General features: G+C 71.3%; 22 protein-coding genes and 2 pseudogenes. 16 read left to right on the forward strand and 8 right to left on the reverse strand.

Annotated features, from left to right (window positions below; translation table 11 throughout):
* The first annotated feature begins 3 nt into the window (after positions 1-3).
* Genes EDD54_RS10475 through EDD54_RS10485 form a run of 3 tightly spaced genes read left to right on the forward strand, consistent with a single transcriptional unit; the run spans position 4 to position 3,019 of the window.
* A complete protein-coding gene (locus EDD54_RS10475; RefSeq protein ID WP_126541117.1) occupies positions 4-309 on the forward strand; it encodes a PqqD family peptide modification chaperone in 306 nt (101 codons plus the stop codon).
* Positions 306-1,073 (forward strand): GNAT family N-acetyltransferase, encoded by a 768-nt coding sequence (locus EDD54_RS10480; RefSeq protein ID WP_126541118.1) that lies wholly within the window; start codon positions 306-308, stop codon positions 1,071-1,073. Before EDD54_RS10475 ends, EDD54_RS10480 begins: the two co-directional genes overlap by 4 nt.
* The gene (locus EDD54_RS10485) at positions 1,070-3,019 is read left to right on the forward strand and encodes an asparagine synthetase B family protein (RefSeq protein WP_126541119.1); all 1,950 of its coding nucleotides are present in this window, start codon (positions 1,070-1,072) and stop codon (positions 3,017-3,019) included. The genes EDD54_RS10480 and EDD54_RS10485 overlap by 4 nt, the downstream gene beginning before the upstream one ends.
* A gap of 60 nt (positions 3,020-3,079) precedes the next feature.
* Here the strand turns inward: EDD54_RS10485 and EDD54_RS10490 are convergent.
* Both EDD54_RS10490 and EDD54_RS10495 read right to left on the reverse strand, forming a co-directional pair.
* Positions 3,080-3,247 (reverse strand): annotated as a pseudogene (locus tag EDD54_RS10490) (3-keto-5-aminohexanoate cleavage protein); the annotation flags it as partial.
* Positions 3,244-3,953 (reverse strand): annotated as a pseudogene (locus tag EDD54_RS10495) (integrase core domain-containing protein). The pseudogenes EDD54_RS10495 and EDD54_RS10490, both read right to left, overlap by 4 nt.
* Before the next feature lie 680 nt (positions 3,954-4,633).
* Between EDD54_RS10495 and EDD54_RS10500 the strand changes: the two are divergent.
* From EDD54_RS10500 to EDD54_RS10540, 9 genes are all read left to right on the forward strand, one after another.
* Positions 4,634-5,212 (forward strand): HD domain-containing protein, encoded by a 579-nt coding sequence (locus EDD54_RS10500; protein WP_126541120.1) that lies wholly within the window; start codon positions 4,634-4,636, stop codon positions 5,210-5,212.
* A 270-nt stretch (positions 5,213-5,482) separates the two neighbouring features.
* Positions 5,483-6,511, forward strand: coding sequence for a hypothetical protein (locus EDD54_RS10505; RefSeq protein ID WP_166653445.1), 1,029 nt, complete (start codon positions 5,483-5,485; stop codon positions 6,509-6,511).
* Complete coding sequence (locus tag EDD54_RS10510; protein ID WP_126541122.1) at positions 6,508-7,278, forward strand: ABC transporter ATP-binding protein; 771 nt, start codon at positions 6,508-6,510, stop codon at positions 7,276-7,278. The genes EDD54_RS10505 and EDD54_RS10510 overlap by 4 nt, the downstream gene beginning before the upstream one ends.
* A 7-nt stretch (positions 7,279-7,285) precedes the next feature.
* A complete protein-coding gene (locus tag EDD54_RS10515; protein ID WP_126541123.1) occupies positions 7,286-8,167 on the forward strand; it encodes a branched-chain amino acid ABC transporter permease in 882 nt (293 codons plus the stop codon).
* On the forward strand, positions 8,167-9,234 hold the full coding sequence (locus EDD54_RS10520) for a branched-chain amino acid ABC transporter permease (RefSeq protein WP_425374994.1): 1,068 nt from the start codon (positions 8,167-8,169) through the stop codon (positions 9,232-9,234). Before EDD54_RS10515 ends, EDD54_RS10520 begins: the two co-directional genes overlap by 1 nt.
* An 89-nt stretch (positions 9,235-9,323) precedes the next feature.
* Complete coding sequence (locus EDD54_RS10525; protein ID WP_126541125.1) at positions 9,324-10,685, forward strand: ABC transporter substrate-binding protein; 1,362 nt, start codon at positions 9,324-9,326, stop codon at positions 10,683-10,685.
* A 67-nt stretch (positions 10,686-10,752) separates the two neighbouring features.
* The gene (locus EDD54_RS10530) at positions 10,753-11,568 is read left to right on the forward strand and encodes an ABC transporter ATP-binding protein (RefSeq protein WP_126541126.1); all 816 of its coding nucleotides are present in this window, start codon (positions 10,753-10,755) and stop codon (positions 11,566-11,568) included.
* Complete coding sequence (locus tag EDD54_RS10535) at positions 11,565-12,989, forward strand: LLM class flavin-dependent oxidoreductase (protein ID WP_126541127.1); 1,425 nt, start codon at positions 11,565-11,567, stop codon at positions 12,987-12,989. The genes EDD54_RS10530 and EDD54_RS10535 overlap by 4 nt, the downstream gene beginning before the upstream one ends.
* Positions 12,990-13,057: 68 nt before the next feature.
* Positions 13,058-14,284 carry an acyl-CoA dehydrogenase family protein gene (locus EDD54_RS10540; protein WP_126541128.1) on the forward strand — a complete coding sequence of 409 codons (1,227 nt, stop codon included), beginning with the start codon at positions 13,058-13,060 and terminating at the stop codon, positions 14,282-14,284.
* Between the two features lie 25 nt (positions 14,285-14,309).
* Here the strand turns inward: EDD54_RS10540 and EDD54_RS10545 are convergent, their stop codons facing one another.
* The 4 genes from EDD54_RS10545 to EDD54_RS10560 form a co-directional block, all read right to left on the reverse strand.
* Positions 14,310-14,930: a glutathione S-transferase family protein gene (locus EDD54_RS10545; protein ID WP_126541129.1), complete on the reverse strand. Its 621-nt coding sequence runs from the start codon at positions 14,928-14,930 to the stop codon at positions 14,310-14,312.
* Positions 14,931-15,043: 113 nt separating this feature from the next.
* The gene (locus EDD54_RS10550) at positions 15,044-15,874 is read right to left on the reverse strand and encodes an ABC transporter ATP-binding protein (RefSeq protein ID WP_126541130.1); all 831 of its coding nucleotides are present in this window, start codon (positions 15,872-15,874) and stop codon (positions 15,044-15,046) included.
* A gap of 32 nt (positions 15,875-15,906) precedes the next feature.
* Positions 15,907-16,671: an ABC transporter permease subunit gene (locus tag EDD54_RS10555; RefSeq protein ID WP_126541131.1), complete on the reverse strand. Its 765-nt coding sequence runs from the start codon at positions 16,669-16,671 to the stop codon at positions 15,907-15,909.
* 68 nt (positions 16,672-16,739) lie between these two features.
* Positions 16,740-17,693: an aliphatic sulfonate ABC transporter substrate-binding protein gene (locus tag EDD54_RS10560; protein WP_126541132.1), complete on the reverse strand. Its 954-nt coding sequence runs from the start codon at positions 17,691-17,693 to the stop codon at positions 16,740-16,742.
* Between EDD54_RS10560 and EDD54_RS22940 the strand changes: the two genes are divergently transcribed.
* The gene (locus EDD54_RS22940) at positions 17,692-17,943 is read left to right on the forward strand and encodes a hypothetical protein (RefSeq protein ID WP_126541133.1); all 252 of its coding nucleotides are present in this window, start codon (positions 17,692-17,694) and stop codon (positions 17,941-17,943) included. The two genes, EDD54_RS10560 and EDD54_RS22940, sit on opposite strands and share 2 nt — an antisense overlap.
* Positions 17,937-18,407: an RrF2 family transcriptional regulator gene (locus EDD54_RS10565; protein ID WP_126541134.1), complete on the forward strand. Its 471-nt coding sequence runs from the start codon at positions 17,937-17,939 to the stop codon at positions 18,405-18,407. Before EDD54_RS22940 ends, EDD54_RS10565 begins: the two co-directional genes overlap by 7 nt.
* A gap of 85 nt (positions 18,408-18,492) precedes the next feature.
* Here the strand turns inward: EDD54_RS10565 and EDD54_RS10570 are convergent, their stop codons facing one another.
* Together EDD54_RS10570 and EDD54_RS10575 are read right to left on the reverse strand one after the other, a co-directional pair.
* Positions 18,493-19,143, reverse strand: coding sequence for a peroxiredoxin family protein (locus tag EDD54_RS10570; protein ID WP_126541135.1), 651 nt, complete (start codon positions 19,141-19,143; stop codon positions 18,493-18,495).
* 62 nt (positions 19,144-19,205) lie between these two features.
* On the reverse strand, positions 19,206-19,721 hold the full coding sequence (locus EDD54_RS10575) for a flavin reductase family protein (protein WP_126541136.1): 516 nt from the start codon (positions 19,719-19,721) through the stop codon (positions 19,206-19,208).
* A gap of 208 nt (positions 19,722-19,929) precedes the next feature.
* Between EDD54_RS10575 and ssuD the strand changes: the two genes are divergently transcribed.
* Positions 19,930-21,102 carry an FMNH2-dependent alkanesulfonate monooxygenase gene (gene ssuD / locus EDD54_RS10580; protein ID WP_126541137.1) on the forward strand — a complete coding sequence of 391 codons (1,173 nt, stop codon included), beginning with the start codon at positions 19,930-19,932 and terminating at the stop codon, positions 21,100-21,102.
* Positions 21,099-22,502 (forward strand): FAD/NAD(P)-binding protein, encoded by a 1,404-nt coding sequence (locus EDD54_RS10585; protein ID WP_126541138.1) that lies wholly within the window; start codon positions 21,099-21,101, stop codon positions 22,500-22,502. Before ssuD ends, EDD54_RS10585 begins: the two co-directional genes overlap by 4 nt.
* Positions 22,503-22,549 lie beyond the last annotated feature (47 nt).

The following is a 22,549-nucleotide window of genomic DNA, read 5'->3' on the forward strand; positions in this document are numbered from 1 at the left end:
CGCGTGTCTGACAGGGCAGCACTTTCCACAACCGACATCGTGCGCCGCGCACCCTTCGTCATCGAGACCGAACTCGACGGCGAGATCATCGTGCTGCATCCCGACACGGGTGAGTGCTACGCGCTCGACGCGATCGCGACGCGGATCTGGACGGCGCTCGCCGAGCCCGGCAGCGTGAGCAGCATCTGTTCGGCGCTGGTCGCGCGCTATGACGTCGACCGCGCGACCTGCGAAGCGCAGGTGCTCGCGCTGCTCGAGCAGTTGCGCGGCGAAGGTGTGATCCAGCGCAGCGCGACGCTCGCGACATGACGATTTCGCCGGCGTCGTTGCTCGCGGGCGCCGAGCCGCCGGCATCGGGCACGGGGGCGAGCGCGGAAAGCAAGCCCGACTATCAGCTGAATGCCGTGCAATGGGCGGTGTTCACGGCCTTGCTAGCCGCGCCGGCGCGGGACAACGCAAGGCTGCGCGCCTTTCTGGCGTCGCATGGCGAGGCACCGGTCGCCGAGCCGTGGACGGCCGACGCCGAGGTTCGCGATTTCTCTTGCGGCGTTGCGTTGCTCGACGAAGCGCTGCGGCGCGACGCGGCGAAGCCGGCCACGCGGCACGACGATTCCCGGCGGGACGAACGCGTGCGCGGCACCTTCGTCGTGCTGCACGAGCGGCGCGTCGTCGCCTATTTCACCCAGCGTATCAGCTTCGTTCGACGCGCCGGGGCGGAGGCGGGTGCGGGAACCGAGGCCAAAGCCGATACCATTCCGCTCATCCAGCTCCAACGGCTCGCGGTGGATCGTTCGGCGCAGCGCCGGGGGTTCGGATCGGCGCTGCTGCGCCAGGCGGTGCTTCGCGCGGCGTCGCTCGCGGGGCACTGCGGCGCGCCCGCGCTGTGGGTCCCGGTGCTGTCGGCCGAGACGCGGCGCTTCTATCTCGATCGCGGCTTGCAGCCGTTGCCGGCGATCCTCGATTCGACGGGCGTCCTGCTGACCTTCGACACCCTCCGAAAAGCATCGGCGGGCGGCGCGATCGCGGAAGATCCCGGGGCACGCGCAGTCGCTTCCATTCCAGGAGACCGATGATGGCGATTGCCGGATCCTGCCTGCTCGACGGCGATTGGCGCGCTCCGCCGGACATCGAGCGTTCGCTGGCGGCGATGACGCTGGGCGCGGGGTCGACGCGGTCGCGCGCGCGCACGCATCGCGTCGGTGCCGCTGTCTTCGGGCAGTGCGACCACGGCCTGGTTTCGGCGCGGATCGCCGACGGGCGCTCGATCCTCGCGGCGCTCGACGGCCGGCTGGACAATCGCGGCGAGTTGCTGAGCCTGCTGCGCGAGGATGGCGTCTCGCCTTCGGCCAATGACTGCGACATCGTGCTTTCGGCCTATGCGCGCTGGGGCGAGGATTTTCCCGACCGGCTGATCGGCGATTTCGCCTGCGCGATCTGGGACGCTTCGGCACGGTCGCTGCTGCTGGCGCGCGACGCGATCGGGGCGCGGCCCCTGTTCTACTGGCACGATCGCGACGGCCTGTTCTTCGCCACCGAGCCGCGCGGATTGTTCGCGCAGCCGGCGATCCCGAAGACCATCGACGCGGAATGGGTGGCACGCTCGCTTGCGGCAGTGCCGCAGAAGCCGGGCGCCGGCTTCTACCGCGGCATCGCGCGCGTGATGCAGGGCCATGCCATGCGCGTGGCGGGCGGGAGCGGCGGCGGGATACAGAGCGGGACCGGGGGCCTGCTGCAAAGGCGGCACTGGCGGCCGGAAACGCTCGCCCCGATCCGCTTTGCGCGCGACGCGGATTATGCCGACGGGTTGCGCTCGATGCTCGATACGGCGGTGCGCGATCGCATCGCCGGGCACGCGGCGGTGGGCGGGCATTTGAGCGCCGGGCTCGACAGCGCAAGCGTGACCGCGTCCGCGGCGCGCCAGTTGCACGCGCGAGGTCTGCGCCTTACCGCCTTCACCGCCACGCCGGGGAGCGAGATCGATCCGGCGGATTATCCCGGGCGGCTGGTCGACGAAGGGCCGCTCGCCGCGCTGACGGCCGCGGCGTTTCCCAATATCGATCATGTCTGCGTGTCCACACTGGCGAGCCCGCTGTTCGATGCGGTCGATCGCGCCAACTTCGCCGTGGATGAGCCGGTATGGGCGCCGATCAATCACATCTGGGCCGATGCGATCAGCGACGAGGCGCGCCGGCGCGGCTTGGGCGTGCTGTTGATCGGCCAGGCGGGCAATGTGACGATCAGCTACGATGGCAATGGCTGGTTGGTCGATCTATGTCGCCAGCGGCGCTGGGGTGAAGCGTTCCGCCAGCTTCGTGCGTTGGCGGCTCGCGGCGCGAACTGGCCGAGCCTGATCAATCGCTATCTGATCGCGCAGCTTCCGACCCCGGTGCGCGCGCGGCTACGGGCGCTGATGGGTAGGCCGGAGCTGGCGCTGCGCGAGATGTCGCTGATCCGGCCGGAATTCGCGGCGCGGCTGCACGTTGTCGAAGAGGCGCGGGATCTCGCCGGCGATGTGAACAATCTCGACCGCGGCGATACCGATCTGCGCGTCTTGATGCTCCAGACATTCGACTTGGCGATGTTCGGGCGTGCGGCCAAGCGCCGGTTCGGCATCGAATTGCTCGATCCCACCGCGGACCGCCGGCTCGTCGAATATTGCCTCGCCATTCCCCAGGAGCAATTCCTGCGCGACGGCGAGCAGCGTGCGCTGATTCGGCGCGCGATGAGCGGCGTGCTGCCGCCCGCCGTGCTCAACGAACCGCGCCGTGCGTTGCAGGCGGCGGATTGGCATGTCGCGATGGGCGCCGCGCGCGACGAGATCGCGCGCGAGATCGAACGGCTCGCGCACAGCCCGCTGGCGAGCGAAGCACTCGACCTGCCGCGCATGCGGCGCATGCTGGCGGACTGGCCGACCGGTGGCTGGGGCAGCCGGGCGGTGCGGTATCCCTATGCGATCGGGCTGGCGCGCGGCCTTGCCGTCGGCCGCTTCATTCGGCAGGTCGAGGGCGGCAACGCGTGAGCCCAGGGCGATCGTCTCGCGCCAGAACCCCGCTGCGTCGGCCACCTTGAGCCTGAGCATTTCGCGCGCCTCGGCCGGAGGGGCGATGGCGATCCCAAGCCGCTCGAGAATGCGCGCCGCCTTCCGCACCCGACCGGCATTGGATTGTGCCAGTTCGCCGCCGCCGACGAACACGCTATCGTCCAGCCCGACGCAGACGTTGCCACTGCCGCGAGCCCGGTCTCTCATCCAGCTGACACCAGAGTCCGCGGGTGACTTCGACGCCGGTGCGCCGGGTGAGCGACGGTCGATCGGCTGAGCTGGTCGGGGTTGCGCAGCCGATCGTCCGTCGGGGTAGAGGTCGAAGCGAACGGCCTCGGCGACGGGTGGCCGAGGGCGGAATGCGGGCGGTGATCGTTGTCGTCGACGATCCGACGGGCGACTGCCGAACGGGCATGGTGGAGATCTCGGAACAGGGTCTCGTCGAGGAGTTCGTTCCGCATACGGCCGTTGAACGCTTCGCGGATGCCGTTCTGCATCGGCCGTCCGGGAGCGATGCAATGCCACTCGACGCCGACCTGCTTCGCCCAGACCAGGATGGCATTCGAGGTGAACTCCGTTCCATTGTCGCTGACGATGTCGTGCTCGCGCTAGACATGGGCGACGGCTTCCCGAACGGTGGCGGGCGTCACCATTTTTCTGCCAGCAGGTCTTTCAGGACAGAGGCGTCGAGAATGGCGTCGGCCAGGAGGCGCTTCAGCTTGGCGTTCTCGTCCTCGAGCGCCTTCAGCCGCTTCGCCTCGGAGACCTCCATGCCGCCGAACTTCGCCTTCCAGGCGTAGAACGTCGCAGTGCCGATGCCGTGGCGGTGGCAGACCTCCGCCGTCTTGCCGCCCGCCTCCTGCTCGCGCAACACGCCGATGATCCGCTCTTCCTTGACCCTCGATCGCGTCATGGTCCGGTCCTCTCGATCGGACGAACCTAGCGTCAGATGGACCGAAATGCGGGGGTCACAGCAGTTGCGATCGTTCCCGTGTCCCACTGGAGCCACTCTCGGCATGATCGGGAAGCGGCGACGAACGAGATAGCCGATCCGGTCGATTTCGGGCATGGTAGGCCTAGAGTCGGCTCCGACGCGACAGGCTGTCGCACCATAGGGTGACTCGCACATGCGGGAGAATGTGCGCGCGCCCCAAGTCGCCCACACGGCATCGCCCCGGAGTGGGGGTATGTTTGGGGGGACTGCTGAAATCGACTTCGTAGTTGGTGTTGTATTCCAGTTTCTTGGCGTGCTTGTTCGACGCCGCCCCGGCGCCACTCAAGCCCTTGAAATCGCAAACCGTTTCAGCCCCTCGCCGAGGGTCGTCGCCGCGGTTCGGCCCTCGTCGACCGGGCGGCACGGGCGGTCGTTCGCCTTGCCGTCGGCGGTGGCGCGCGGTGCGCGGCGCTGCCATGACCCAGGCGGGCGATTGCCGCGAGCGGTGAGGGCGCGGGCGGGTGTTCCCGGACCGCACCGCGTCTGGTAGCATCTCTAAGACCCGTCGATCGCGGCCCGTCGCCTTCCCAATCACCGATCCCGTCGAACACCGACGCCACCGGCCACGCCGCGCGGCGCACGGCCGCTTGGAGGTTGCCTTGGACGCTCCCGAAGCCACCCGAACTCTCTTGACCGAGCGCTTCGACCGCGCGCTCGCCTATGCGAGCGCGCTCCACCGCAGACAGACGCGCAAGGGCTCGGACGTGCCCTACGTCTCCCACCTCCTCGCCGTCGCCGCGATCGTGATCGAGAACGGTGGCGACGAGGATCAGGCCGTCGGGGCGCTGCTGCACGACGCGGCCGAGGACCAGGGCGGCGAACCCCGCCTGCGCGAAATCGAGGCGCTGTTCGGACCCGCGGTCGCGCGGATCGTCGCCGACTGCACCGATTCGTGGGTCGAGCCCAAGCCCGACTGGAAGACCCGCAAGGTCGCCTATCTCGCCGCGCTCCCGGGCAAGCCGGCGGCCTCGCTGCTGGTCAGCCTCGCCGACAAGACCCACAACGCCCGTGCCATCGCCTTCGACCGCGGCATCGTCGGCGACGCCGTGTGGGAGCGGTTCACCGGCGGCCACGAGGGGAGCCTCTGGTACTACCGCAGCCTCGCGGCCGTGTTCGCGACCGCGCTGCCGGGACCGCTCGCGGACGAGTTGGGCCGGATCGTGGCGGGGCTGGCGTGACGTGATCGGTCCGGGCACCGTCCGTTTCCCGGCGCTCGCCGTAGACGCCGCGGGGATGAGGGAAGGTGCGTAGAGGGCGTCGCGGCGGCCCGAACCGGATCGGATCTCCTTAGTCTACAAAAATTATAGAATTCCATCGCTGTCACCGCGCGCCGCTCCCCGCTTCAATGGCGGCACTTCGGAGCGATCGCCGCCGCCGCCGGTCCCGGATCGGCAGGCCGCCTCGCTTCCCGCCTCCGAACGGACGGCGGAACGACGGGATGGATGGTGATGACGAAATATGAACGTGACGGGGCAGGGGCCGGTTTCGTCGAGAGGCTCATCGCGACGGCGTCGCCGAATGCCGATCGACCGGCGCTGATCCACGACCACTTCGGACGCCGGGTGCTCCGGCGCTGGCGGGACGTGGTGGCCGAGATCGACCGGCTGTCGGCCGGACTGGCGGCGCTCGGCGTCGGCGCCGGGCGCACCGTGGCCGTCGGCGGCGAGGTGTCGGCCGATCTGCTGCTGGTCGCCGCGGCGGCGCGAGCCGCCGGTGCGCGGCTGGTCGCGGTGCCGGTGGCGCCGACCGTGGTCGACCTCGGCGCCCTGCCGACCGACGGCGCCCTCGCCGCCGCGATCGTCCAGGGCCGCGACGCGCTCGAGACCTGGCTCGCCGACGATCGCCCGGCGCTGGCGGTCCCGATCGTGTTCGACCACGCCACGCCGGAACGGCGCTCGCCCGACGAGCGGATCGTCGTCGTCGAGGCGCTGCGCCGTCTGGCGCCGGCCCGCGGCTGGGCCGACGGGTTGCGCGGCGGATCGCGCGCGGCACCCGGCGGATCCACGTGGCTCGAGGAGACTGTCGTCTCCGGCCCGGTCCTCGAGCGCGTCCTCGAGGCCTGGATCGGCGGTGCCCCGGTGCTAGCGCTGCCGGAGCGGGTCGGATCGGCGCTCCGCGACCGCACGGCCGCGGCGCCGACGCGCTGGATCGCCACCGCCGACGCGCTGGACCGCGCGGCCGCGGCGATCGCGAACCGGCTGCCCGACGCGGGGCTCGGTGCCCGTCTGCTCCGCCCGGTGCTCGTCGGCGGCCGTTCGCCGCTCGCAGTCGGGCTGCGCGCTCTGGTGCGCACTCGGCTCGGCCTCGCCTCGCTCGGCGAGATCGAACTCGTCGCCGGCGCGCCGGCACCGGCCACGCTTTCGCTCTTCGGTGCGCTCGGCGTCGACGTCGCCGACTTCGTGCCGCGCACGCCGCCGGAGCGCGAGGCGGAGCGGCCGTTCTCCGACTTCACCCTGGCGCCGGGCTATCCGCTGTGACCGGCCCGCTGCTCTCCGTGCGCGACGTCTCGCTGTCCTTCAAGGGCATCAAGGCGCTGACCGCGCTCTCCTTCGACGTCGCCGAGGGCGAGATCTGCTCGCTGATCGGCCCCAACGGGGCCGGCAAGAGCTCGCTGCTCAACGTGCTGAACGGCGTCTACCGGGCCGACGCCGGCGAGATCGTCTTCGCCGGCGAGCGGTTCGATCGCCCGACCCCGATCGAGGCGGCACGGCGCGGCATCGGGCGCACCTTCCAGAACAACGCCTTGTTCAAGCGCCTGACCGTGCTCGACAACGTTCTCGCCGGCCTCTCCCGCACCGCGCGCGCCGGCCTGTTCGACCATGTCTTCCGCACCGGCCGGGCGCGGCGCGAGGCCGCGGCGTTCCGCGACCTCGCCGAGACCGCGATCGCCTTCGTCGACCTGCAGGGCCACCGCGACGCCCTGGTCGGGCAACTGCCCTACGGCGTGCAGAAGCGCGTCGAACTCGCCCGCGCGCTGGTGTCCGAGCCGCGCCTCCTGCTGCTCGACGAGCCGATGGCGGGGATGAACCACGACGAGAAGGCGGAGATCGCGCGCCTGATCGTCGACGTCAACGCCGAGCTCGGCACCACGGTCGTGCTGATCGAGCACGACATCGGCGTCGTGATGGGGCTGTCCGACCACGTGGTCGTGCTCGACTACGGCCGCAAGGTCGGCGACGGCCGGCCCGAGGACGTGCGCGAGAACCCCGACGTCGTCGCCGCCTATCTCGGCACCCGGCACTGAGGCGAACATGGCCTTCTTCATCGAAACCCTGGTCGGCGGACTGCTCGCCGGCGTGATGTACTCGCTCGTCGCGATCGGCTTCGTGCTGATCTACAAGGCGTCCGGCGTCTTCAATTTCGCGCAGGGCTCGATGGTGCTCTTCGCGGCGCTGACCTTCGTCACGCTGCGGGAGGCCGAATGGGGCTTCGTGCCGGCCCTCCTCGTCACGCTGGCGGTGGTGGTGGCCGGTGCCGTCGCGATCGAGCGCTTCGTCCTGCGCGCCCTCGTCGCCCAATCCGACCTGACGCTGTTCATGGCGACGCTCGGCCTCTCCTTCGTGATCGAGGGCCTCGCCCAGATCCTGATGGGCGCCAGCGTCCACGAACTCGACCTCGGCGTCGACGACCTGCCGATCGAATTCGGTCCGGTGCTGGTCAGCCGGTTCGACCTCGTCGCCGCGGCGACCGCGGGCACGCTGGTCGTCGGCCTGTCGCTGTTCTTCAACTTCACCCGCACCGGCATCTCGCTGCGCGCCATCGCCGACGACCCGCTCGCGGCCCAGTCGATCGGCATCCGCCTGCAGCGGCTGTGGCGGATCGTCTGGGGTGTCGCCGGCGTGGTCGCGCTCGTCGCGGGCCTGCTCTGGGGTGCGCGCCAGGGCGTGCAGTTCTCGCTGACGCTGGTGGTGCTCAAGGCCCTGCCGGTGCTGGTCGTCGGCGGCTTCACCTCGATCGCCGGGGCGATCGTCGGCGGGCTCCTGATCGGCGCGACCGAGAGCCTTGCCGAGATCTACGTCGGCGACCTCCTCGGCGGCTCGGTCTCGACCTGGTTCGCCTACGTCGTCGCGCTCGGCTTCCTCCTCGTCCGCCCCGCCGGCCTGTTCGGCGAACGTGCCATCGAACGCGTGTGATCCCGATGTCGAGCCTCGCCGCCGCCGTTTCCGTGCCCGCACCCGTGCTGCTGCCGCTGCACCGCACCTCGACCGGTCTCGTCACCGGCCTCGGCCTGCTCGCCGTCGCGGTCCTCGCCGGCCTCGCCGTCGACGACTACTGGTTCAACGCGATCCTGATCCCGTTCCTGATCATGGCGCTCGCCGGTCTCGGCCTCAATCTCCTAACCGGCTATGCCGGCCAGGCCTCGCTCGGCACCGGCGCCTTCATGGCGGTCGGCGCCTACGCGACCTACAACCTCCTGCTCCGCCTGCCGGGTCTGCCGCTGCCGTTCGCGCTGGTCGGCGGCGGCCTGTTCGCGGCGGCGGCGGGCGTGCTGTTCGGGCTGCCGAGCCTTCGGATCAAGGGCTTCTACCTCACCGCCTCGACGCTGGCGGCGCAGTTCCTGTTGCCCTGGGCGTTCAACCAGTACGGCTGGTTCTCCAACTACACCACGTCGGGCTCGATCTCGGCGCCTCGGCTGGAATTCGCCGGGCTCGACCTCTCGACGCCGCAGGGCCGCTACTTCGTGACGCTCGCCGCGGTGGCGGTGCTGACGTGGCTCTCGATCAACCTCGTCCGCTCGCAGGCCGGGCTCGCCTTCATGGCGGTCCGCGACATGGACACCGCCGCCGCGGTCGCCGGCGTGCCGATCGCCCGCACCAAGCTGACGGCCTTCGCGGTGTCGTCCTTCGTGATCGGCGTCGCCGGGGCGCTCTGGGCCTTCGCCTATCTCGGCACGGTCGACAGCCGCTCCTTCGACCTCGACCGCTCCTTCACCGTGCTCTTCATCGTCATCATCGGTGGCATGGGCTCGATCGCCGGCGCCTTCGTCGGCTCCGCCTTCGTGATCCTGCTGCCGATCCTGATCAGCAACGTCGCCACGACCTTCTTCGCCGGCGCGGTCGACGCAGGTCAACTGGAGAATCTCCAGAAGATCCTGTTCGGCGCGCTGATCGTCGTCCTCTTGATCAAGGAGCCGGCGGGGCTCGCCGCGCTCTTCGCCAAGTTCCGCCGCCGCCTCGCCACTTGGCCGCTCCGGCCCTGACGAGCGACCGGAAACCGCCGCCGGACGCGTCCCTCGGGACCGCGCCGGCCCCTGATCCGAACCCACGCGCTGCTTTGGGGGGTACACCCATGCCGACACGTCCGAATCGATCGTTCCGATCCGTCCTCGCCGCCGCCGTCCTCGCCCTTGCGGCCACGGTCGCGGCCGCTCCGGCCACGCACGCCGAGGAGGCGAAGCAGCAGTATTTCCCGCTCGCCACCTTCCGCGTCGGCGCCTACGCCTCGTCCGGCATCCCGGTCTGGGCGGGCACGATCGACTACTTCCGCTACATCAACGAGGTCGAAGGCGGCATCAACGGCGTCAAGCTGTTCTGGGACGAGTGCGAGACCGAGTGGGAGGTCGAGAAGGGCGTCGAGTGCTACGAGCGCGTCAAGGCCGGCCGCGACGGCTCGCCGGTGCCGCTGTTCCTGCCGCACGGCGACCCGATCTCAAAGGCGCTGACCGAGAAGTCGGTCGCCGACAAGATCCCGCTGGTGACCACCGGCTACGGCCGCACCGAGGCGATCGATGGCCGCGTCTTCCCGTATTCCTTCACGGTGCTGTTCAGCTTCTGGTCGGAAGCCTCGTCGGTGGTGAACTACATCGCCGAGATCGAGGGCGGCAAGGACAAGCTGAAGGGCCTCAAGATCGCGACGGTCTACCACGACAGCCCCTACGGCAAGGAGACCCAGACCCCGCTCGCCTTCCTCGCCGAGAAATACGGCTTCGAGGACATCCAGATCCCGGTGCCGCACCCGGGCAACGAACAGTCGGCGCAGTGGGCCAAGATCCGCCAGCTGAAGCCGGACTACGTCTTCCTGCGCGGCTGGGGCGTGATGACGCCGGTCGCCATCAAGACCGCCGCCAAGACGGGCTTCCCGGTCGACCACGTCATCGGCGGCATCTGGTCCGGGTCCGAGGAGGACGTGCGGCCGGCCGGCGCGGTCGGCAAGGGCTACAAGGCGATCACGCCGTTCCCGGCCGGCGCCGACTTCGAGATCCTGAAGAAGATCAAGGCCGAGATCCTCGACAAGGGCCTGTCGGACCTGAAGGACCCGAAGAGCTTCGGGTCGGTCTACTACAACTCCGGCGTCATCGAGGCGATCATCGCCGTCGAGGCGATCCGCACCGCGCAGGGCAAGTTCGGCAACCGTCCGATCACCGGCGAGGAAGGCCAGTGGGGCCTCGAGCACCTGAAGCTCGACGACGCCCGCCTGAAGGAGATCGGTGCCGAGGGGCTCGTCCAACCGCTCGAACTCTCGATCAAGGACCACGAGGGCGGCGGCGCCGGCAAGGTCATCCAGTGGAACGGCGAGGGCTGGGACATCGTCTCGAACGGCTGGGTCAAGTCCGACCGCGACCTCCTGCTGCCGCTGATCTACGAGCGCGCCGCGGCCTACGCCAAGGAGAAGGGCATCACCCCGCGCAGCTCCGACAGCGCCGCCAACTGAACCGGACATCGACAGCGGGGCGGCCGCGCCGGCCGCCCCGGACCACGCTCGCGGGAGTATCCTCGCCATGTCGGCCGATGCCGAACCCATTCTCGCCGTCGAGGCCGTCGAGGCGGTCTACGGCGGTGTCGTCCTCGCCCTGCGCGGTGTCGGGCTCACGGTCCGTGCCGGCGGGATCTCGGCCCTGCTCGGGGCCAACGGCGCCGGCAAGAGCACGACGCTGAAGGCGATCTCGGGGCTGATCCGCTCCGAGCGCGGCCGCGTCACCGCCGGGCGGATCCGCTGGCGGGGCACCGACATCGTCGACGCCGACCCGTCACGGCTGGTCGCCGAGGGGTTGGTGCAGGTGCTGGAAGGCCGCCACGTCTTCCCGCAGCTCACCGTCGAGCAGAACCTCGTCTCCGGCGCCTACGTCCGCGGTGCCGCCAGTGCGGAGATCGCCGAGGATCTCGAGCGCATCTACGCCTGGTTTCCGCGCCTGAAGGTCCGCCGTGCCGCCAAGGCCGGCTACACCTCCGGCGGCGAGCAGCAGATGGTCGCGATCGGTCGGGCGCTGATGACGCGGCCGAAGCTGGTGCTGCTCGACGAGCCGTCTATGGGTCTCGCGCCGATCATCGTCGAGGAGATCTTCGAGATCGTCCGGCAGCTGAACCGCGAAGCCGGCGTCAGCTTCCTGCTCGCCGAGCAGAACGCCCATCTCGCCCTGCGCTACGCCGACCACGCCCATCTGCTCGAAAACGGCCGCGTCGTCGCCGAAGGCCCTGCCGCCGACCTCGCCGGCCGCGACGACGTTGCCGCGAGCTACCTCGGCGGCGGCGAACCGGCCGTCCGGCCGCGTCGGCGCCGTCCCGCCCCCTCCATCCAACCGGACATCGGACCATGACACGCCAGATCCGCTTCAACGCCTTCGACATGAACTGCGTCGGCCACCAGTCGCCGGGCCTGTGGACGCACCCGTCCGACCGATCGTGGACTTACAAGGACCTCGACTACTGGCAGGACCTCGCCCGCACCCTCGAACGCGGCGTCTTCGACGGCGTCTTCATCGCCGACGTCGTCGGCTACTACGACGTCTACAAGGGCTCGAACTACCACGCGATCCAGCAGGCGGCGCAGATCCCGGTCAACGACCCGCTGCAGCTCGCCGCCCCGATCGCGCTCGCCACCGAGCATCTCGGCATCGGCATCACCGCCTCGACCAGCTTCGAGCATCCCTACACCTTCGCCCGCCGTCTCTCGACCGCCGACCACCACACCAAGGGGCGCGTCGGCTGGAACATCGTGACCAGCTACCTCGAGAGCGGGGCGAAGAACATCGGCGAGGGCGGCCTCAGGCGCCACGACAACCGCTACGAGGTCGCCGCCGAATACGTCGAGGTGCTCTACAAGCTGCTCGAGGGCAGTTGGGAGGACGGCGCGGTCGTGCGCGACCGCGACAAGCGCATCTTCACCCATCCGGAGAAGGTCCACGAGATCGGGCACAAGGGACGGTTCTTCGACGTGCCGGGCTATCATCTCTGCGAACCGTCGCCGCAGCGCACCCCGGTGCTCTACCAGGCGGGCGCCTCCGGGGCCGGCAAGGACTTCGCCGCCGCCCACGCCGAGTGCGTCTTCGTCGCCGCGCCGACCAAGAGCGTCCTGAAGGCCTACGTGAAGGACATCCGCGAGCGGGCCGCCCGCGCCGGACGCGACCCGCGCAAGCTCTACATCTACACCCTCGTCACCGTGATCACCGACGAGACCGAGGCCAAGGCGCTCGCCAAGTTCGAGGACTACAAGGCCCACGTCTCCTACGACGGCGCACTGGTGTTCATGTCCGGCTGGAGCGGCATCGACTTCGGCCAGTACGCCCCGACCGACCTCGTCAGGAAGGTCGAGACCAACGCGATCGTCTCGGTGGTCGAGCACCTCGCCGGCGGCGATAAGTCCTGGACCATCGACGAACTCGCGACCTTCGGCGGCATCGGCGGGCTCGGCCCGGTGTTCGTCGGCGCGCCGGGGCGGATCGCCGACATCCTGCAGGAATGGGTCGAGGAGACCGACGTCGACGGCTTCAACATCGCCTATGCGGTGACCCCGGGCAGCTTCGAGGACGTGGTCGGCTACGTGGTGCCCGAATTGCAGCGCCGCGGCGCCTACCCGACCGCCTACCGCCCGGGCACGCTGCGCGAGAAGCTGTTCGGCGACGGTCCGCGCCTCGCCGCCCCGCATCCGGCCGCCCGCTACCGCGACATCGAGGCGGTCAAGGCCGCCGAAGCGACCGCCCGGGCCGGCGCGGCGGAGCGCATCCTCGAGACCGCCTGAACCCTGCGCCGGGACCGGGCCGCCCGGTCCCGGCGATACCACCCGCACCACCATTCCCGGAAGACGACATGACCGATAGACGCCGTGCCTGGGGCTCCGGCCCGACCGACCGCTACGAGACCCTCGCGGCCCGCTTCCGCCCGATCTTCGCGGAGATCGCCGCGGGAGCGGTCGAGCGGGAGCGCGGCCGCATCCCGCTGCACGAGCCGATCGGGCTCCTGAAGCGGGCCGGTTTCGGCGCGCTGCGCGTCTCCGAGGCCGAGGGCGGCGCCGGCGCCACCGCGCCCGAACTGTTCGCCCTGCTGATCGAACTGTCCGAGGCCGATTCCAACGTGACCCAGGCGCTCCGGGCGCATTTCGGCACCGCCGAGGACGTCGTCGGCAGCCCCGATCCCGCGTTGCGGGCGCGCAACGTCGCGCGCCTCGTCCGCGGCGAGATCTTCGGCGGCGCCTGGACCGAGGTCGGCACGGCGGTGCAGAGCGGCTTTTCCACCACCGTCCGTCCGGTGGACGGCCGGCTCGCCCTCACGGGCCGCAAGTACTACACCACCGGCTCGCTCTACGCCGATTGGATCGACGTCGGCGCCAGCGACGCCGACGGCCGCGACGTCGGCGTGATCGTGCCCGCGGGCGCGCCCGGCGTCGAGATCGTCGACGACTGGGACGGCTTCGGCCAGACCCTGACCGCCAGCGGCACCGGCATCTTCACGGGCGTATCGGTCGATCCGGCCGACGTGGTGCTCTCGGAGGAGAAGCTGCGCTACGGCGCGGCCTTCTACCAGCTCGTCCACCTCGCCACGATCGCCGGCATCGGCCGCGCGATCGCGCGCGACGTCGCCGCCGCGGTCGCCGAGCGCCGGCGCAGCTTCACCAACGCCGCCGCGGCGCGGCCGGCGGAGGACCCGCAGGTGCTCCAGGTCGTCGGCGAGATCCGCGGCCGGGCCTACTCGGCCGGGGCGATCGTGCTGAAGGCTGCCGAAGCCGTCGAACTCGCCGCGCGGACGCGCCGGGGCGGGGACATCGCCGCCGACGACGAGGCCAACCTGCTGGCCGAGCTCGAGACCGCCCAGGCGCAGAACACGGTGATCGACCTCGTCGTCGCCAGTGCCGGCCGGCTGTTCGACGCCCTCGGCGCCTCCTCGACGCGGCAGGGACTCGCGCTCGACCGCCACTGGCGCAACGCCCGCACGCTCGCCTCGCACAACCCGCGCATCTACAAGGAGCGCATCGTCGGCGACTATGCCGTCAACGGCACGCCGCCGCCCTACCAGTGGCGCATCGGCCTGCCGGGCTGACGGCGGCCGCGCCGCCGTCGCCGCGTCAGGTCAGCGGCGTGACGATGGCGGCGCGGTAGGCCGGGCGGTCGCGGAGTGCGGCGTACCAGCGTTCGAGGCCGGGCATCGGCGGCCGCTCGACGGGCATCTCGAACCAGGCGTAGGCGTAGGCCCCGAGCGGGATGTCGCCCATGGAGAAGTCGTCGCCGCCGAGGTGGCGGCTGCCGGCGAGTTCGGCGTCGACCATGGCGAGCAGGCGGGAGACCTCGGCCGTTGTGGCGGCGATGGCGGCGCCGTCGCGCTTCTCGGGCGGCGTGCGCACCAGTCCCCAGAACACGGTGCGGAACACCGGGGCCAGCGTCGTCGAGCACCAGTCCATCCAACGATCGCCGCGGGCGCGGGTCGCCGGATCGGTCGGGTAGAGCCGGCCGGACGAATGGACGGCGGCGAGATAGCGGACGATGGCGTTGGATTCCCACAGGACGAGGTCGCCGTCCCGCAGCACCGGCACCAGCCCGTTCGGATTCATCGCCCGGAACGCCGGGGTGTCGACGACGCCGTGGGCGCCGCCGGCCTCGACGTGCTCGAACGGCAGCCCGATTTCGGCGAGGCACCACAGCACCTTCTTGACGTTGGTCGAGTTGGCGCGTCCCCAGAGTGTCGGCATGGTCGGTCTCTCCCCGAGGCCGGTCGAGGTGCCGGCGCGGGGCAACCTAGCGCGCCGACGCGCGCGCGGCGCCTCACGGGTCGGTGAACTCGCGCCGGCGGCTGCGGGCGGGTTCAGCCGCGGGCGAACAGACGGTCCAGCACCCGTGCCTCGATCGTGCCGAACTCGGCGGTGCCGCGCTGGCGCGGGCGGGGCAGGGGCACCGCGACGTCCAGCGCGACGCGGCCGCCGTCGATCAGCACGATCCGGTCGGCCAGCGCCACCGCCTCCGAGACGTCGTGGGTGACGAGCACGGCGGTGAAGCCCTGGTGGCGCCAGACCCGTTCGACGAAGCTCTGCATCTCGATGCGCGTCAGCGCGTCGAGCGCACCGAGCGGCTCGTCGAGGGCCAAGAGCCGCGGGTGGGCGACCAGGGCACGGGCGAGGGCGACGCGCTGGCGCTGGCCGCCGGACAGCACCGACGGCCACTCGCCGGCCCGGTCGGCGAGGCCGACCTCGGCGAGCGCCTCGCCGGCGAGACCGAGCCGCCGTTCGCGCGGCACCTTCCGGCTAGCGCCGAGCGCGACGTTCTCGGCTACGCGCGCCCACGGCAGCAGGCGCGGCTCCTGGAAGACGAAGCGGGCGACGTCGCCGCCGGCGCGCGCCACCGGGGCGCCGGCGATGCGCACCGAGCCGGCGTCGGCGCTCTCCAACCCGAGCAGGACCCGCAGGAGGGTCGACTTCCCGCAGCCGGACCGTCCGACGACGGCGACGAATTCGCCGGGCCGGAAAGAGAGGTCGATGCCGTCGAGCACGGTCTTGTCGCCGAAGCGCTTGACGAGGCCGGAGATCTCGACGGCCGCGCCGGCGGCGGTGCCGGCCGGCGCGGCGACCGTGGTGCGGGCGGCGGACGACGCCGACGCGCGGCCGGTGCGGGGAAGCGTTGCGGTGAGGGCCTGCGGCAAGGGTGCGCTCCTCGTTTCGGATGGGGGGACGGTCAGCGGTAGGCCGGGTTCCAGGCGAGCGTCGAGCGCTCGAGCAGGCGGGCGACGGCGTCGGCGAGCTTGCCGAGCACGGCGTAGATCAGGATGGCCAGCACCACGATCTGCAGCTGCATGAATTCGCGGGCCTGCATCGCCATGTAGCCGAGGCCCGACGACGCGGAGATCGTTTCGGCCACGATCAGCGTCAGCCACATGATGCCGAGGGCGTAGCGCACGCCGACCAGCACCGACGGCAGCGCGCCCGGCAGCACCACGCGCCGGAACATCTCGGCCCGGGTGAAGCCGTAGACGTCGGCCATCTCGATCAGCTGGCGGTCGACCGAGCGGATGCCGTGCAGGGTGTTGGCGTAGACGGGGAAGAACACGCCGAGGGCGACCAGGAACAGCTTGGCCTGCTCGCCGATGCCGAACCAGACGATCACCAGCGGGATCAGGGCGAGATGGGGGATGTTGCGCACCATCTGAACCGTGGTGTCGGTGGCGGTTTCGGCGCGGCGCGACAGTCCGTTGGCGAGGCCGAGGCCGAAGCCGACCGCGCCGCCGATCGCAAAGCCCGAGATCGCCCGCCACAGGCTGACCCAGACGTGGTGGACGAGCTCGCCGTTGCCGGCGAGCTCGACGAAGGCCGTGAACACGTCCGAGGGCGCGGGCAGCACGGTGCGGGCGACGAAGCCGGTCGACACCGCCGCCTGCCACAGCGCGAGGACGGCGGCGGGCAGCAGGTAGGGGACGATCGCGGTTCGGATACGGTCGGTCACGGCGGGCTCCGACGTGTGGTGTCCGAGAGGGGCGGGCGGGCCGGTGTCGCGGCCCGCCGCGGTGGCGGTCAGGACTGCGGCGGCGTCCAGACGATGTCCTTCACCACGATCGGCTTCGGGATCAGGCCGAGCTCGGCGAAGCGGTCGGCGACCGCCTGCTGCGAGGCGACGATCTCGTCGGTCAGCGGCGTCACCGTGAACTCGGTGCGGTCGGCGGCGGCCTTCTGGATGTCGACCGGCACCTTGGTGACCTCCGACAGCGCCGCCGCGACGGCGTCGTGGTTGGCGTCCGCCCACTCGCCGGCCGCGGTGACCGCCGCGAGCGCCGACTTCAGCTCCTCGGAATGCTCGGCGGCGAAGGTCCGGTTGGCGAGGAAGAAGCCGTTGGTGATGCCGAGGATCTCCTTGCCGTCCGCCAGGAGGCGGGCGCCCTGCGCCTTCTCGGCCACCGCGTAGAACGGATCCCAGATGCTCCAGGCGTCGATCGCGCCGGAGGCGAAGGCCGCGGCGGCATCGGCGGGCGTCAGATAGGCCGGGGTGATGTCGGCATAGGTCAGACCCGCCTTCTCGAGCGCGGCCACGATCACGTTGTGGGCGCTGGAGCCCTTGGTGAAGCCGACGGTGCGCCCCTTCAGGTCCGCCAGCGAGCGGATCGGGCTGTCCTTCGGAACGAGGATCGCCGAGCCGCGTCCGGAGGCGGGGATGGCGCCGACGTAGACGAGATTGCCGCCGGCGGCCTGGGAGAACACCGGCGGGGAGTCGCCAGTGTAGCCGAAGTCGATCGCGCCGGCGTTGAGCGCCTCGAGCAGCGGCGGTCCGGCCTGGAACTCGACCCAGTTCACCGCGATGCCCTTGTCGGCGAGGGCCTTCTCGATCAGGCCCTGCTGGCGCGCGACTACGAGCACGCCGATCTTCTGATAGCCGACGTTGAAGGTCGTGAGGCCCTCGGCCGCGACCGCGGGCAGGGCGAGGGTGGCGGCCGCGAGCGCGGCGGCGGCCTTCAGGAAGTGGCGTCGGAACATGGGACCTCCGGTTCGGTTCGGCGCGCCCGGCGAGGACGCCGTCGGCTTCGATGTCCCGGACGATCACATTTCCTATAAAATCGATCGAGAAAAAGGTTTTTCATTTTCCGCGACGCGGCGGAAAATGGCGACCGCCGGGCCCGCCGGTCGTACGCTTGAGCTTTCCGGGCCGTTCCGCTATCTGCCGCGCGAGGCCGACCCGCGCCCGCCGCGGCGCGCGGGCGCCGGAGCCGGCGGTCGACGATGCTGACGAACAAGGGCAAGTACGGTCTGAAGGCGCTGGTCGACTTGGCGCGTCTCGAACCCGGCAACACCGCCTTCATCGTCGACATCGCCAAGCGCAACTCCATACCGAAGAAGTTCCTCGACGCGATCCTGCTCGACCTGCGCAAGGCCGGGATCCTGCGCTCGAAGAAGGGACCCGGCGGCGGTTACGCGCTGGCGAAGCCGGCTTCGGAGATCAGCATCGGCCATGTCGTCCGCGTGCTCGACGGTCCGCTCGCGCCGATCCGCTGCGCCAGCCGCACCGCCTTCGAGCCCTGCACCGACTGCGCCGACCCCGCCGCCTGCGAGGTCCGGCGCTCGATGAGCCGCGTGCGCGACGCCATCGCCGACATCCTCGACAACATGACGCTCGCGGAGATGGCGGCAGCCGGCCCGGCGGGCGTCGAGCAGCTCGCGCCGGACGGCGGGACAGGCTCGTCCGCCGGCTAGGCTTTCCGCGACCCAAGTCGTGGATCCGGATCGAAGATTGCTCCGGCTCGCCGGTTCCGGAGCGATGTGCCATCGACCCGACGATTCACCCGGTCGGAAAAGCGGACTCGTCGAGCGTCGCCGCCACCGCCTCGGCCACGTCCGAACGGACGCCCGAGGGATCGGCGGGCACGAAGAGCCGCACCGTGCGGTCCGCGTCGAGCAGGAGCGTGGACGGTAGCGTCAGGGCGTGGCCGGTACCGCCGGTCCAGTCCGGCAGTCGGACGCCGACCGACCGCAAATCCGAACGCACCTTCGCCGAAGGCCGGTAGACCAGCCCCAGCGACTGGGCGAAGCGGGCGCCGTGGTCGTGCACGGCGAGGAAGCCGAGGCGGTTGCGCTCGCGCGTCGCCCCGATCCGACCGACCGCGTCGGCGGTCACGGCGACGACGTCGACACCGCGGCCGGCGAGTTCGGCCCGCGCCGCCTCGAGCTGGCGCAGGGCCGCGGTACAGGGCTCCGACCAGCCTCCGAGATAGAAGGCGAGCAGCACGCCGCGGCCCTCGAAGGTCTCGGAGAGATCGCGGGGGCGGTCGTCGTGGTCCTCGAGCACCGGCAGCGTCAGCGGCGTGCGCCGGACGATCTCGGAGCGGTCGAGCCGATCGGCGACAGCCGCCATGTCGGCGTGGACGGCCGCCCTGCCGGTCGGGGCGCGCTGGCCACGGGGCTGTGCGACGATCATCTCGGCGAGGGACATCGGAAGTCTCCTGTCGTTGGACGGTGGATCCGCCGCGGCCACGGCGGGGCGAGACGCCCCAGTCACCCGGCGAAGCGGCCGTAGCGGCCGGCGGCGTAGACCAGCGACGACCCGGCGCCGACGGTGACGGCCCTGACCCGGCCGAGCACGATCGCGTGGCTGTGCCGCTCGATCGCCTCCTCGAGCTCGCAGTCGACGGTGGCGAGCGCCCCGACCAGGACCGGTGCGCCGGTCACCAGCGTCACCCAGTCCGCGCCGGCGTAGCGTTCGGCGCCCTTGAGGCCGCCGCGGCCGGCAAAGCGATCGGCGATCGCCTGCTGGTCGTCCGCGAGGATGTTCACGGCGAAATGGCCGTGGCGGCGGATCGCCGGCCAGGTCGAGGAGGCGAGGTTGACGTTCACGATCATCGTCGGCGGGTCCATCGACAGCGACGTCGCCGACGTCACTGTCGCGCCCGTCCGCTCGTCGCCGAAGCCGGCGGTGATCACGGAGACGCCGCCGGCGAGCGTGCGCATCGCGGTCCTGAGCGCGGCCGCGTCGGTTGCCGGGGCGTCCGTCCTCGCGAGGGCCAGGGTCATCGAAGATCTCCGTCGTTCTGCCGCCGGTCCGTCGGGACGGCTGGCCTGTTGGCTCTGGTAGCGAGAATGACGGCTCCGAACCAGAATTGTCGACCAAGTTTATAGCTTTTATAGATCGTTCCGGGAAACGCGTTTTCGCGGCTCGTCCGGGCCGGAGCGAAACCCGTTCCGCCGACCGTGCCGTACCGTCCAACGAAGCGAGGCCGCCATGTCCGAGACCGCCCCCGACCGCATCAACGTCTTCTGGTTCCTGCCGACCCACGGCGACAGCCGCCATCTCGGCACCTCGATCGGCGGCCGCGCCGTCGACCTCGGTTACCTGAAGCAGGTCGCCCAGGCGGCCGACCAGATCGGCTACCACGGCGTGCTGATCCCGACCGGAAAGAGCTGCGAGGACAGTTGGATCGTGGCCTCGGCGCTGGCGCCGTTGACCGAGCGGCTGCGCTTCCTGGTGGCGGTCCGGCCGGGATTAATCCCGCCGACGCTGGCCGCCCGCATGACCGCGACACTCGACCGGCTCTCCAACGGCCGCCTCCTGATCAACGTCGTCACCGGCGGCGACCCGGTCGAGAACAAGGGCGACGGCATCCACCTCTCCCATGCCGAGCGCTACGAGATCACCGAGGAGTTCCTCGACATCTACAAGCGCGTCCTCGCCGGCGAGACCGTCACCGCGAAGACGAAGCACTACGACGTCGAGAACGCGGAGCTGATCTTCCCGCCGGTGCAGAAGCCGCTGCCGCCGATCTACTTCGGCGGTTCCTCGGACGCCGGGATCAAGGTGGCCGCCCGTACCGTCGACAAGTACCTGACCTGGGGCGAGCCGCCGGCCGACGTCGCCGAGAAGATCGCCGTCGTCAGGGCCGCCGCCAGGGCCGAGGGCCGCGAGGTCTCGTTCGGCATCCGTCTCCACGTCATCGTGCGCGAGACCTCGGCCGAAGCCTGGAAGGCCGCCGAGGACCTGATCCGCTACGTCGACGACGACACCGTCGCCGCGGCGCAGGCGGTGTTCGCCCGGATGGACTCGGTCGGCCAGAACCGCATGAGCCGCCTGCACGGCGGCCGGCGCGACAAGCTCGAGATCGCCCCCAACCTCTGGGCCGGTGTCGGCCTCGTCCGCGGCGGCGCCGGCACGGCGCTGGTCGGCAACCCGGAGGAGGTTAAGGCGCGCATCGAGGAATACCGCCAAGTCGGCATCGACAGCTTCATCTTCTCCGGCTACCCGCACCTCGAGGAGGCCTGGCGCTTCGGCGAACTCGTGTTGCCGGACCTGCCGACGGCCCATCCGGCGCGCCGGCGCGAGGGCTCCGTCAACACCGGTCCGTTCGGCGAGACCATCGCCTCGGACATCCGCCCGACCGTCAGGGCGTCGGCGTCGTGAAGACCGTCGCCATCGTCGGCGGCGGCTTCACGGGCGCCGCCGTCGCCTTCCACCTCGCGTGCGCCTCGGACGCGCGCGCGGTCCGCATCGTCGTGTTCGAGCCCCGGGCCAAGCTCGGGGCCGGCCTCGCCTACGGCACCGACGACCCCGTTCATCGCATCAACGTGCCGGCGGCGAAGATGAGCCTGCTGCCGAACGACGAGGCGCACTTCGCGCGCTGGCTGGCGGCTGGCGATCGGCTCGCCGCCGATCCGGTTGCAGTCCGTCCCGACGGCAGCGCCTTCCCGGCGCGGGCGCTGTTCGGCGACTACGTCGCGGCCCACCTGCGCCCGCTCGTCGCCGACGGGATCGTCGAGCACGTCCGCGAGCCGGTCGCCGGCATCGCGCGGGCCGGCGCACGCTGGCGCGTCGCCACCGCGTCCGGCGCGCGGCTCGACGCCGACGTCGTCGTGCTCGCGACCTCGCATCCGCCGCCGGTGCCACCGACGGTGCTGCGCGAAGCCGAGGGCGCGCCGGGCTTCGTCGCCGACGCGACCGCGGCCGGCGCGCTCGACGCCCTGGCGACCGACGCCGACGTGCTCGTCGTCGGCGCCGGGCTGACCGCGGCCGACATCGTCGGCACGCTGCGCGCGCAGGGCCACCGCGGCCGGATCACGCTGGTGTCGCGCCACGGGCTGCGCTCGCGCGGTCACGCTCCCGCGGGGCAGGCCGCCGTGCCACGCGGCGATTTCGTCTCCCGCCCCGCCACGACCGCGCTGGCCCTGTTGCGGCGGGTGCGGGCGGAGGTTCGTGCCGCAGCGGACGAGGGGCTCACGTGGCACCCGGTGTTCGACGCGCTGCGGCTCCAGGGCGGGGCGATCTGGCGCGCGCTGTCGATCGCGGAGCGGCGCCGGCTGGTGCGGCACCTGCGCAGCTTCTGGGACGTCCATCGCTTCCGCATCGCCCCGCAGCTCGACGAACTCCTCGTCGCCGAACTGACGGCGGGTCGCGTGGAACACGTCGCCGGCCGCGTCGTCGGCGCCGCCGCGGAGCCGGGTGGCGGCTTCGCGGTCGAGATCCGCCTGCGCGCCGGCGGGACCGTGGTCCGGCGACGCTTCGGCGCGCTGATCGTCGCCACCGGTCCGGCCCACGGCACGGTGCTGGCCTCGCAGCCGCATCTGGAGGGTCTCGCCGCCGCCGGGGTGCTGAAGCCGGACCCGATCGGCCTCGGCATCGCCTGCGACGACGGCGCGCGCGCGCTCCGCGCGGACGGCAAGGCCGAGCCTGATCTCTTCGTCGCCGGTCCGCTCGCGCGCGGCACCTTCGGCGAGCTGATGGGCCTGCCCCAGGTCACCGACCACGCCGTCCTCGTCGCGACCGCCGTCGCCCGGCTGGTCCGCCCGTCGACGGCGGCGGCGTGACGGCGCGGCCGCGATGGATACGGTACCCGGTTGCGCGGTCCGCGGAA

This window comes from Oharaeibacter diazotrophicus, assembly GCF_004362745.1.
GTDB classification, from domain to species: domain Bacteria; phylum Pseudomonadota; class Alphaproteobacteria; order Rhizobiales; family Pleomorphomonadaceae; genus Oharaeibacter; species Oharaeibacter diazotrophicus.

What these genes read in the sequence shown, in the direction of transcription:
- EDD54_RS10480 (WP_126541118.1), top strand. Translation starts at nt 306, where the DNA reads ATGACGATTTCGCCGGCGTCGTTGCTCGCGGGCGCCGAGCCGCCGGCA.
- EDD54_RS10485 (WP_126541119.1), top strand. Translation starts at nt 1,070, where the DNA reads ATGATGGCGATTGCCGGATCCTGCCTGCTCGACGGCGATTGGCGCGCT.
- EDD54_RS10505 (WP_166653445.1), top strand. Translation starts at nt 5,483, where the DNA reads ATGACGAAATATGAACGTGACGGGGCAGGGGCCGGTTTCGTCGAGAGG.
- EDD54_RS10515 (WP_126541123.1), top strand. Translation starts at nt 7,286, where the DNA reads ATGGCCTTCTTCATCGAAACCCTGGTCGGCGGACTGCTCGCCGGCGTG.
- EDD54_RS10525 (WP_126541125.1), top strand. Translation starts at nt 9,324, where the DNA reads ATGCCGACACGTCCGAATCGATCGTTCCGATCCGTCCTCGCCGCCGCC.
- EDD54_RS10530 (WP_126541126.1), top strand. Translation starts at nt 10,753, where the DNA reads ATGTCGGCCGATGCCGAACCCATTCTCGCCGTCGAGGCCGTCGAGGCG.
- EDD54_RS10535 (WP_126541127.1), top strand. Translation starts at nt 11,565, where the DNA reads ATGACACGCCAGATCCGCTTCAACGCCTTCGACATGAACTGCGTCGGC.
- EDD54_RS10540 (WP_126541128.1), top strand. Translation starts at nt 13,058, where the DNA reads ATGACCGATAGACGCCGTGCCTGGGGCTCCGGCCCGACCGACCGCTAC.
- EDD54_RS10545 (WP_126541129.1), bottom strand. Translation starts at nt 14,930, where the DNA reads ATGCCGACACTCTGGGGACGCGCCAACTCGACCAACGTCAAGAAGGTG.
- EDD54_RS22940 (WP_126541133.1), top strand. Translation starts at nt 17,692, where the DNA reads ATGGGACCTCCGGTTCGGTTCGGCGCGCCCGGCGAGGACGCCGTCGGC.
- EDD54_RS10560 (WP_126541132.1), bottom strand. Translation starts at nt 17,693, where the DNA reads ATGTTCCGACGCCACTTCCTGAAGGCCGCCGCCGCGCTCGCGGCCGCC.
- EDD54_RS10565 (WP_126541134.1), top strand. Translation starts at nt 17,937, where the DNA reads ATGCTGACGAACAAGGGCAAGTACGGTCTGAAGGCGCTGGTCGACTTG.
- EDD54_RS10570 (WP_126541135.1), bottom strand. Translation starts at nt 19,143, where the DNA reads ATGTCCCTCGCCGAGATGATCGTCGCACAGCCCCGTGGCCAGCGCGCC.
- EDD54_RS10575 (WP_126541136.1), bottom strand. Translation starts at nt 19,721, where the DNA reads ATGACCCTGGCCCTCGCGAGGACGGACGCCCCGGCAACCGACGCGGCC.
- ssuD (WP_126541137.1), top strand. Translation starts at nt 19,930, where the DNA reads ATGTCCGAGACCGCCCCCGACCGCATCAACGTCTTCTGGTTCCTGCCG.